This is a genomic window from Pseudodesulfovibrio karagichevae (assembly GCF_041414475.1).
Lineage (GTDB): Bacteria > Desulfobacterota > Desulfovibrionia > Desulfovibrionales > Desulfovibrionaceae > Pseudodesulfovibrio > Pseudodesulfovibrio karagichevae.
Genome location: NZ_JBGLYH010000103.1, coordinates 1 through 7,732, shown reverse-complemented (window position 1 = coordinate 7,732; position 7,732 = coordinate 1). Strand labels below are relative to the sequence as shown.

At 67.7% G+C, this 7,732-nt stretch carries 7 protein-coding genes; all 7 read left to right on the top strand.

Annotation, left to right across the window (positions count from 1 at the left end; genetic code table 11):
• The first annotated feature begins 583 nt into the window (after window positions 1-583).
• Window positions 584-1,576: a BMP family lipoprotein gene (locus tag AB6M95_RS19090; protein ID WP_371388334.1), complete on the top strand. Its 993-nt coding sequence runs from the start codon at window positions 584-586 to the stop codon at window positions 1,574-1,576.
• Window positions 1,577-1,745: 169 nt separating this feature from the next.
• Window positions 1,746-2,735, top strand: a complete 990-nt coding sequence (locus tag AB6M95_RS19085) for a BMP family lipoprotein (RefSeq protein ID WP_371388333.1) — start codon at window positions 1,746-1,748, stop codon at window positions 2,733-2,735.
• Between the two features lies 1 nt (window position 2,736).
• On the top strand, window positions 2,737-4,311 hold the full coding sequence (locus AB6M95_RS19080) for an ABC transporter ATP-binding protein (protein ID WP_371388332.1): 1,575 nt from the start codon (window positions 2,737-2,739) through the stop codon (window positions 4,309-4,311).
• Entirely contained in the window at window positions 4,312-5,409 is a 1,098-nt protein-coding gene (locus tag AB6M95_RS19075; RefSeq protein WP_371388331.1) for an ABC transporter permease, read from the top strand. It abuts the gene before it with no gap.
• Window positions 5,406-6,380 (top strand): ABC transporter permease, encoded by a 975-nt coding sequence (locus AB6M95_RS19070; protein WP_371388330.1) that lies wholly within the window; start codon window positions 5,406-5,408, stop codon window positions 6,378-6,380. The genes AB6M95_RS19075 and AB6M95_RS19070 overlap by 4 nt, the downstream gene beginning before the upstream one ends.
• A complete protein-coding gene (locus AB6M95_RS19065; RefSeq protein ID WP_371388329.1) occupies window positions 6,381-6,794 on the top strand; it encodes a cytidine deaminase in 414 nt (137 codons plus the stop codon).
• Window positions 6,795-6,796: 2 nt separating this feature from the next.
• Window positions 6,797-7,582: a deoxyribose-phosphate aldolase gene (gene deoC / locus AB6M95_RS19060; RefSeq protein ID WP_371388328.1), complete on the top strand. Its 786-nt coding sequence runs from the start codon at window positions 6,797-6,799 to the stop codon at window positions 7,580-7,582.
• Window positions 7,583-7,732 lie beyond the last annotated feature (150 nt).

Below are 7,732 nucleotides of genomic sequence, written 5' to 3'. Positions count from 1 at the left end.
AGCGTCTTCGCGGGGCGGGTTTTTTTCGCCCCCGGCCCCCCATCCCCTCTTCCTTCCTAAACTTTTTGTGCCGCTTCGCGGATGGTGGCGACTTGCGAGAGCGACCTCTTGCTCTCCCAATCCAGAACGCCGCAAAACCGGCTTAACAAGTTCAGCCACCTCGCCTGCGGCGTTGGCTACCGTCCCGAAGTGTTCGCGCCGGACGGCCCTCCGAGACCCACGGACGCCCGGCGCGAACACTTCGGGACACCACACGGCCAAGCTACTCCCTCCTCCGCGCGCAGCCCACCCCTTCCCGCCCCCACGCGCCCCTGCCGAAGGCACACAAAAAGTTTGGGAGGGTCCAGGGAACCCTTTTCAAAGGGTTCCCTGGCGGGGTCCGGGGCAGCGCCCCGGCCGCCGGAGGCCTCACACAACGCGAACCCGGCGGAACCATGTTCCGGTTGGCGTTCCGCCGGTGATGGCGTATAGCGTATTGTACCGCCGCGCCGTGTGGCGCGGGGGAGGGTGCGAACCGGCCCGACGCAAGTCCGTCATGGCGGGAACGGGGGAGTTTCCGCGAAACCGATTTTTGGAGGGATGCATGTTCCGCAAGCTGATGATACCCGCCGTGGTTGCCTTGGTTCTGGCGTTCTTCGCCGGCAACGCACTGGCTCTCAACCCGGCCGTGATCTACGATCTGGGCGGCAAGTTCGACAAGTCGTTCAACCAGGCCGCGCACATGGGCGCCGAGAAATTTTCGCAGGAGACCGGCATCAAGTACCGGGACTTCGAGCCGACCAACGAGTCGCAGTACGAGCAGGCCCTGCGGCGGTTCGCGTCCAGGGGCAACGACCTGATCGTGGTGGTCGGGTTTTCGTTCGCCTCGGCCCTGGAGAAGATCGCCCCGGAGTTTCCGGACACCAAGTTCGTGATCATCGACATGGTCGTGACCCAGCCCAACGTGGAGTCCGTGGTCTTCAAGGAGCATGAGGGCTCGTTTCTGGTGGGCATGCTGGCGGCCATGAAGACGCAGACCGGCAAGATCGGCTTTGTGGGCGGCATGGACGTGCCGCTGATCCGCAAGTTCGCCCTGGGCTACAAGGAAGGGGCGCAGTACGTGAACAAGGACATCACGGTCTTCGAGAACATGACCGGGACCACGCCTGCGGCCTGGGGCGACCCGATCAAGGCGGGCGAGCTGGCCCGCTCCCAGTTCGACCGGGGCGCGGACGTGGTCTTCACCGCGGCGGGCGGGTCCGGCATGGGCGTGCTCCAGGCGGCGGCCGACGCCAGGAAATTTTCCATCGGGGTGGACTCCAATCAGAATTACATCCATCCCGGCAGCGTGCTGACCTCCATGGTCAAACGCGTGGACCTGGCCGTTTTCGAGGCCATGCGGGACGCGCAGAACGGCGACTGGGAGCCCGGCCTGAAGGTCCTGGGGCTGGCCGAGGGCGGGGTGGACTACGCCCTGGACAAGTACAACGAGGCCTTGATCACCCCGGAGATGAAGACCCGGGTGGACCAGGCCAAGGCGGACATCATCTCCGGCAAGATCGTGGTCACCAACTACTTCGACATCATGGACCGCTAGCCGGTCATGGCGGACGGTTTCCCGGCGGCGGACGCGGCTTTGCCGCCGGTTCCGTTGCCGGGCGGCCGCTTGGCTCGGCGCGGCGTATGGGGTATCGTCATTGACCGCGTCCCGGCCCCTTTTCGACAATCCGGCGGACCCGTCAGGTTCCGCTCCAGGTGGAGAATCCATGCCCCGCTCGCTCATACCCGCGCTCATACTCCTGGCCCTGGCCCTGTGCTGCGGCCCCGCCTTCGCCTTCAAGCCCGCCCTGCTCTACGACCAGGTGGGCAAGTCCGACAGGTCGTTCAACGAGGCCGCCTATCGCGGCGCGGAGCAGTTCAAGGCGGCGTCCGGCCTCCCGTACCAGGAGTTCACGCCGACCAACGAGTCGCAGTACGCCCAGGCCATGCAGCGCTTCGCGGCGCGCGGGTACGACCCGATCATCGTGGTCGGGTTCTCCTACGCCTCGGTCCTGGAGCAGATCGCCCCGCAGTTTCCGGGCACCCGGTTCGTCATCGTGGACATGGCCGTGGACCGGCCCAATGTGGAGTCCGTGGTCTTCAAGGAGCACGAGGGGTCGTTTTTGGTGGGCATGATCGCGGCCATGAAGACGAAGACCGGCAAGATCGGCTTTGTCGGCGGCATGGACATCCCGCTGATCCGCAAGTTCGCCCTGGGCTACAAGGAAGGGGCGCGGTACGTGAACAAGGACATCACCATCTTCGAGAACATGACCGGCGACACCCCGGCCGCCTGGGGCGATCCGATCAAGGCGGGCGAGCTGTCCCGCTCCCAGTTCGACCGGGGCGCGGACGTGATCTACCAGGCCGCGGGCAGTTCCGGGCTGGGCGTGCTCCAGGCGGCCGCCGACCTGCACAAATTCTCCATCGGCACGGACGCCAACCAGAACTATCTGCACCCCGGCAGCGTGCTGACCTCCATGGTCAAGCGCGTGGACCTGGCCGTGTTCGAGGCCCTGCGCGACGCCGAGGCCGGCACCTGGAAGCCGGGCGTCCGGCTGCTCGGGCTGGCCGAGGGCGGGGTGGACTACTCGCTGGATCAATACAACGAGGCGTTGATCACCCCGGCAATGCGGGCGCGCGTGGACAAGGCCAAGGCGGACATCATTTCGGGCAAAATCGTCGTCACCAACTACTTCGACATCATGGACAGGTAGCATGGGCTCCACCGGCGATCATGCGGCCCCCCCGGCGGTCGAACTCATCGGGCTGAACAAGTCCTTCGGGCCGGTGCGGGCCAACCGGGACGTGTCCATGGCCGTGGCCCGGGGCGCCATCCACGGCATCGTGGGCGAGAACGGGGCGGGCAAGTCCACGCTCATGGGCATGCTCTACGGCTTCTACCAGGCGGACAGCGGGCGCATCCGCGTGAACGGCCGGGACGTGAGGATCACCAGCCCGGCCCACGCCATCAGCCAGGGCATCGGCATGGTCCACCAGCATTTCATGCTGGTCGAGCCGTTCACGGTGCTCGAAAACGTGGTCCTCGGGGCCGAGGAGGGCGGGCTGATCAAGACCTCCCTGCGCCATGCCCGGCGGGAGCTTGAACGGCTCGGCCGGGAGTACGGCCTGGAGGTGGACCCGGACGCGGTGGTCGGCGACCTGCCCGTGGGGTTGCAGCAGCGCGTGGAAATCCTCAAGGCCCTCTACCGGGGGGCCGAGACGTTGATCCTGGACGAGCCGACCGGCGTGCTCACGCCCCAGGAGGCGGACCGGCTGTTCGCCATGCTCGACACCCTGCGCGGACAGGGGCGCACGGTCATCCTGATCACCCACAAGCTGCGCGAGATCATGGCCGCGACCGACACGGTGTCCATCATGCGGCGCGGGACCATGGTGGCCCACCGCACGACCGCCGAGACGAGCAAGGAGGAGCTGGCCGAGCTCATGGTCGGGCGCAAGGTCCTGCTCCGGGTGGAAAAGACCGAGGCCGCGCCCGGCGAGCCCATCCTGGAGCTGGACAAGGTGAATTTTTCCGACGCGGCGGGCGTGCCCCGATTGAGGGACGTCTCCCTGACCCTGCGCCGGGGCGAGATCCTCGGCGTGGCCGGGGTCTCGGGCAACGGCCAGTCCGAGCTGCTGGAAGTCTTGTCCGGGGTGGCCGCGCCGACTTCCGGGACCATCCTGTTCAAGGGCGAGGTCATCGCCGGGAACGGCAAGCGCACGGACCCGCTGGGCATGCACCGGCTGGGCGTGGGCCACGTGGCCGAAGACCGCCACCGCACGGCCATGGTCATGGACTTCACCGCCGCCGAGAACATGATCCTCGGCTACCACACCGGACGCGACGTGAACGGAAGGGTGCTCATGGACCGGGGCAAGGTCCGGCGGCTGTGCCGCGACTACATGGACCGGTTCGACGTGCGCCCGCCCGACCCGGACCTCCCGGCCACGGGCTTTTCCGGGGGCAACCAGCAGAAGATCGTCCTGGCCAGGGAGATGGAGCGCGACCCGGACCTGCTCCTGGTGGGCCAGCCCACGCGCGGGGTGGACATCGGGGCCATCGAGTTCATCCACAAGCAGCTCATCGAGCTGCGCGACCACGGCAAGGGCGTGCTCCTGGTCTCGGTGGAACTGGACGAGATATTATCCCTGGCCGACCGCATCGTGGTCATGTTCGACGGGCGCATCGTGGGCGAGATGGCGGCAAGGGACGCGGACGAATGCAGCCTGGGCCTGCTCATGGCGGGCTGCACCGGGAGCCGGGACAAAAACGGCGGGGAGGCGGCGTAGATGGCGCAGAGCAAGCTCCCCGGCTGGGTCAACGCGGGCCTGATTCCGGCGCTCAACCTGCTGACCGCCTTCGTGGTCTCGGGCCTGGTCATCCTGGCCATGGGCCAGGACCCGGTCAAGGCGTTCGGCTATCTGGTCTACGGGGCCTTCGGCTACGGCGAGGCCATCGGCTACACCCTGTACTACGCCACCAATTTCATCTTCACCGGCCTGGCCGTGGCCGTGGCCTTCCACTGCTACCTGTTCAACATCGGCGGCGAGGGCCAGGCGTATCTCGGCGGCCTGGGCATCGGGTTGGTCTGCCTGTATCTGGGCGACCTGCCGTTCTGGGCCGTCCTGCCCCTGACCGTGCTCGGCGGGGCCCTGTTCGGCGCGGCCTGGGCGGCCATCCCGGCCTATCTCCAGGCCAGGCGCGGCTCGCACATCGTCATCACCACCATCATGTTCAACTTCATCGGCTCGTCGGTCATGACCTTCCTGCTGGTGGACTGGCTCAAACGGCCCGGCTCCCAGCTGCCCGAAACCTCGCCGTTCCCGGAGTCCGCGTGGATGCCCAAGCTGCACGAGCTGGCCGGGGCGCTCGGCATCAAGATGGCCCACTCGCCCGCCAACCTGGCCCTGATCATCGCCCTGCTCTGCTGCGTGGGCGTGTGGCTGTTCATCTGGCACACCCGCTGGGGATACGAGATCCGGGCCGTGGGCCGCAACCCGGACGCGGCCGTGTACAGCGGCATCTCCCCGGCCAGGGCGATCATGCTCTCCATGCTCCTGTCCGGGGCCCTGGCCGGGCTCATGGGCGTGAACGAGCTCATGGGCGAGCAGCACCGGGTGGTCATCAACTTCACCAACGGATGCGGGTTCGTGGGCATCGCCATCGCGCTCATGGGCCGCAACCACCCGGCGGGCATCGTGCTGGCCTCGCTGCTCATGGGCGCGCTGTTCCAGGGCGGGGCCGAGCTGGCCTTCGAGATGCCGGCCATCACCCGGGACATGATCTGGACCATCCAGGGGTTCGTCATCCTGTTCACCGGCGCGCTGGAGCATTTGTACCGGCCGCAACTGGAGCGCCTCTTCCTGCGCGGGGAGGCAACGGTATGAACGATCTGTGGATGCAGCTGCTGCTCACGGCCGACGCCACCCTGCGCATCAGCACGCCGCTGATCCTGGCCGCCCTGGCCGGGCTGTGCTCGGAGCGAGCCGCGGTCATCGACATCGGCCTGGAGGGCAAGATGCTCGGCGGGGCGTTCACGGCCGCCACGGTCAGCTATCTGACCGGCTCGGTCTGGCTCGGGCTGGTCTGCGCCATCCTCGCCTGCCTTTTGCTCGCCCTGCTGCACGGCTTCGCCTGCATCACCCACCGGGGCAACCAGGTGGTCTCGGGCATGGCCATCAACATCGTGGTCGCCGGTCTGGCCCCGACGCTGGGGCACGCCATCTTCCACATCAACGGCGACACCCCGCCCCTGCCCCAGACCGCGCGGTTCATGGCCCTGACCCTGCCCGGCGCCGAGGCGCTGCGCGGGGTGCCGGTGCTGGGCCCGATCTATGCCGAGCTGATCAGCGGCCACACCCTGCTGACCTACGCGACCTTCGCCCTGATCCCGTGCGTCTCCTTCATGCTCTACAAGACCCGGTTCGGGCTCAGGCTGCGGGCCGTGGGCGAGAACCCCGAGGCCGTGGACACGGCGGGCATCTCGGTGGCCTGGCTGCGCTACCGGGCGGTGCTCATCGCGGGCGCGCTGTGCGGCGTGGCCGGGGCGTCCCTTTCCACCGCGCTGGGCGCGAGCTTCATCCGCGACATGACCGCGGGCAAGGGGTACCTGGCCCTGGCGGCCATGATCTTCGGCAAGTGGCGGCCCGGCCTGACCGTGACCGCCTGCCTGCTCTTCGCCTTCACCGACGCGCTCCAGGCGCGGCTGCAGGGCGTGTCCCTGCCCCTGGTGGGCGAGATTCCCGTCCAGTTCATCATCATGCTGCCCTACGTCATGACCGTGATCCTGCTGGCCGGGTTCGTGGGCAAGGTCGTGGCCCCCAAGGCGGACGGCATACCCTACGTCAAGGAGCGCTAGATGCCCGATTTACCCGATATCCCTGAACTCATCCGCCTGGCGGCGGCGGCCCGCGACCGGGCCCACGCCCCCTACTCCAAGCACCCGGTGGGCGCGGCCCTGGTCACGAACGCGGGCGAGGTGTACACCGGCTGCAACGTGGAGAACGCGGCCTACCCGCTGGGGAGCTGCGCCGAACAGTCGGCCATCTCCGCCATGGTCCTCGGCGGAGGCAAGGCCATCCGCGAACTGGTGGTGGTCGGCCCGGGTGATGCGCCGTGCACCCCGTGCGGCGGCTGCCGCCAGCGCATCCGCGAATTCGCCGGGCCGGACACCCGGGTCCACGCCTGCAACGAGCGCGACGTCCTGCTGACCATGACCCTGGACGAACTGCTGCCCGAGTCCTTCGGACCGGAAAACCTCAACCAACGGTGATTATGAAAGATTTGAATACATTGACGGCCGAAGCCGCCCGGGTCCGGGCCGATGAAGTCTACGCCCTGCGCACCCTGACCTCCATGGACTTGACCTCGCTGGGCGAGGACGACACCGACGAGACGATCCGCGACCTGTGCGCGCGGGCGGTCACGCCCAGGGGGCATGTGGCGGCGGTCTGCGTGTATGACCGGTTCGTGCCCCTGGCCCTGGACGAACTCAAGGGAACCGGGGTGCGCGTGGCCACGGTCTGCAATTTCCCGCACGGGCTGCCCGACGCGGCCCAGGCCGTGGCCGAGGCCAGGGCGCAGGTGGCGGCCGGGGCCCAGGAGGTGGACGTGGTCCTGCCGTACAAGCGGTACAAGGCGGGCCACCGCGACCAGGCCATCGCCCTGCTCCACCAGGTGCGCGAGGTCTGCGGCGAGACGGTCCTGCTCAAGGTCATCCTGGAGACGAGCCAGTTGCAGTCGCTGAAGATCATCGCCGAGGCCAGCCGGGACGCCATCGAGGCGGGCGCGGACTTCATCAAGACGTCCACGGGCAAGGTGCCGGGCGGGGCCACCCTGGAGGTCGCCGCCGTCATGCTCGACGCGATCCGCGAGATGACCCCCAAGGTCAAGCGCACGCTGGGCTTCAAGCCGTCCGGCGGCCTCAAGACCGTGGCCGACGCGGCGGGCTACCTCTTTCTCGCGGACAACATCATGGGCGAGGGCTGGGCCACCCCGCAGACCCTGCGCTTCGGCGCATCCGGCCTGCTCAACGACGTAAAGAAACACCTCGGCCTCTAACCGAGTAAACAAGGACACCCCCACCCCCTTGCGCGAAGCGCACCCAAAAAGTTTAGGAAAAGGAGGGGATGGGGGTCCGGGGGAAGGGGAAGAAAAGCCCTTTTCAAAGGGTTTTCCTTCCCCTTCCCCCAGCCGTCGGAGACCAAAAAG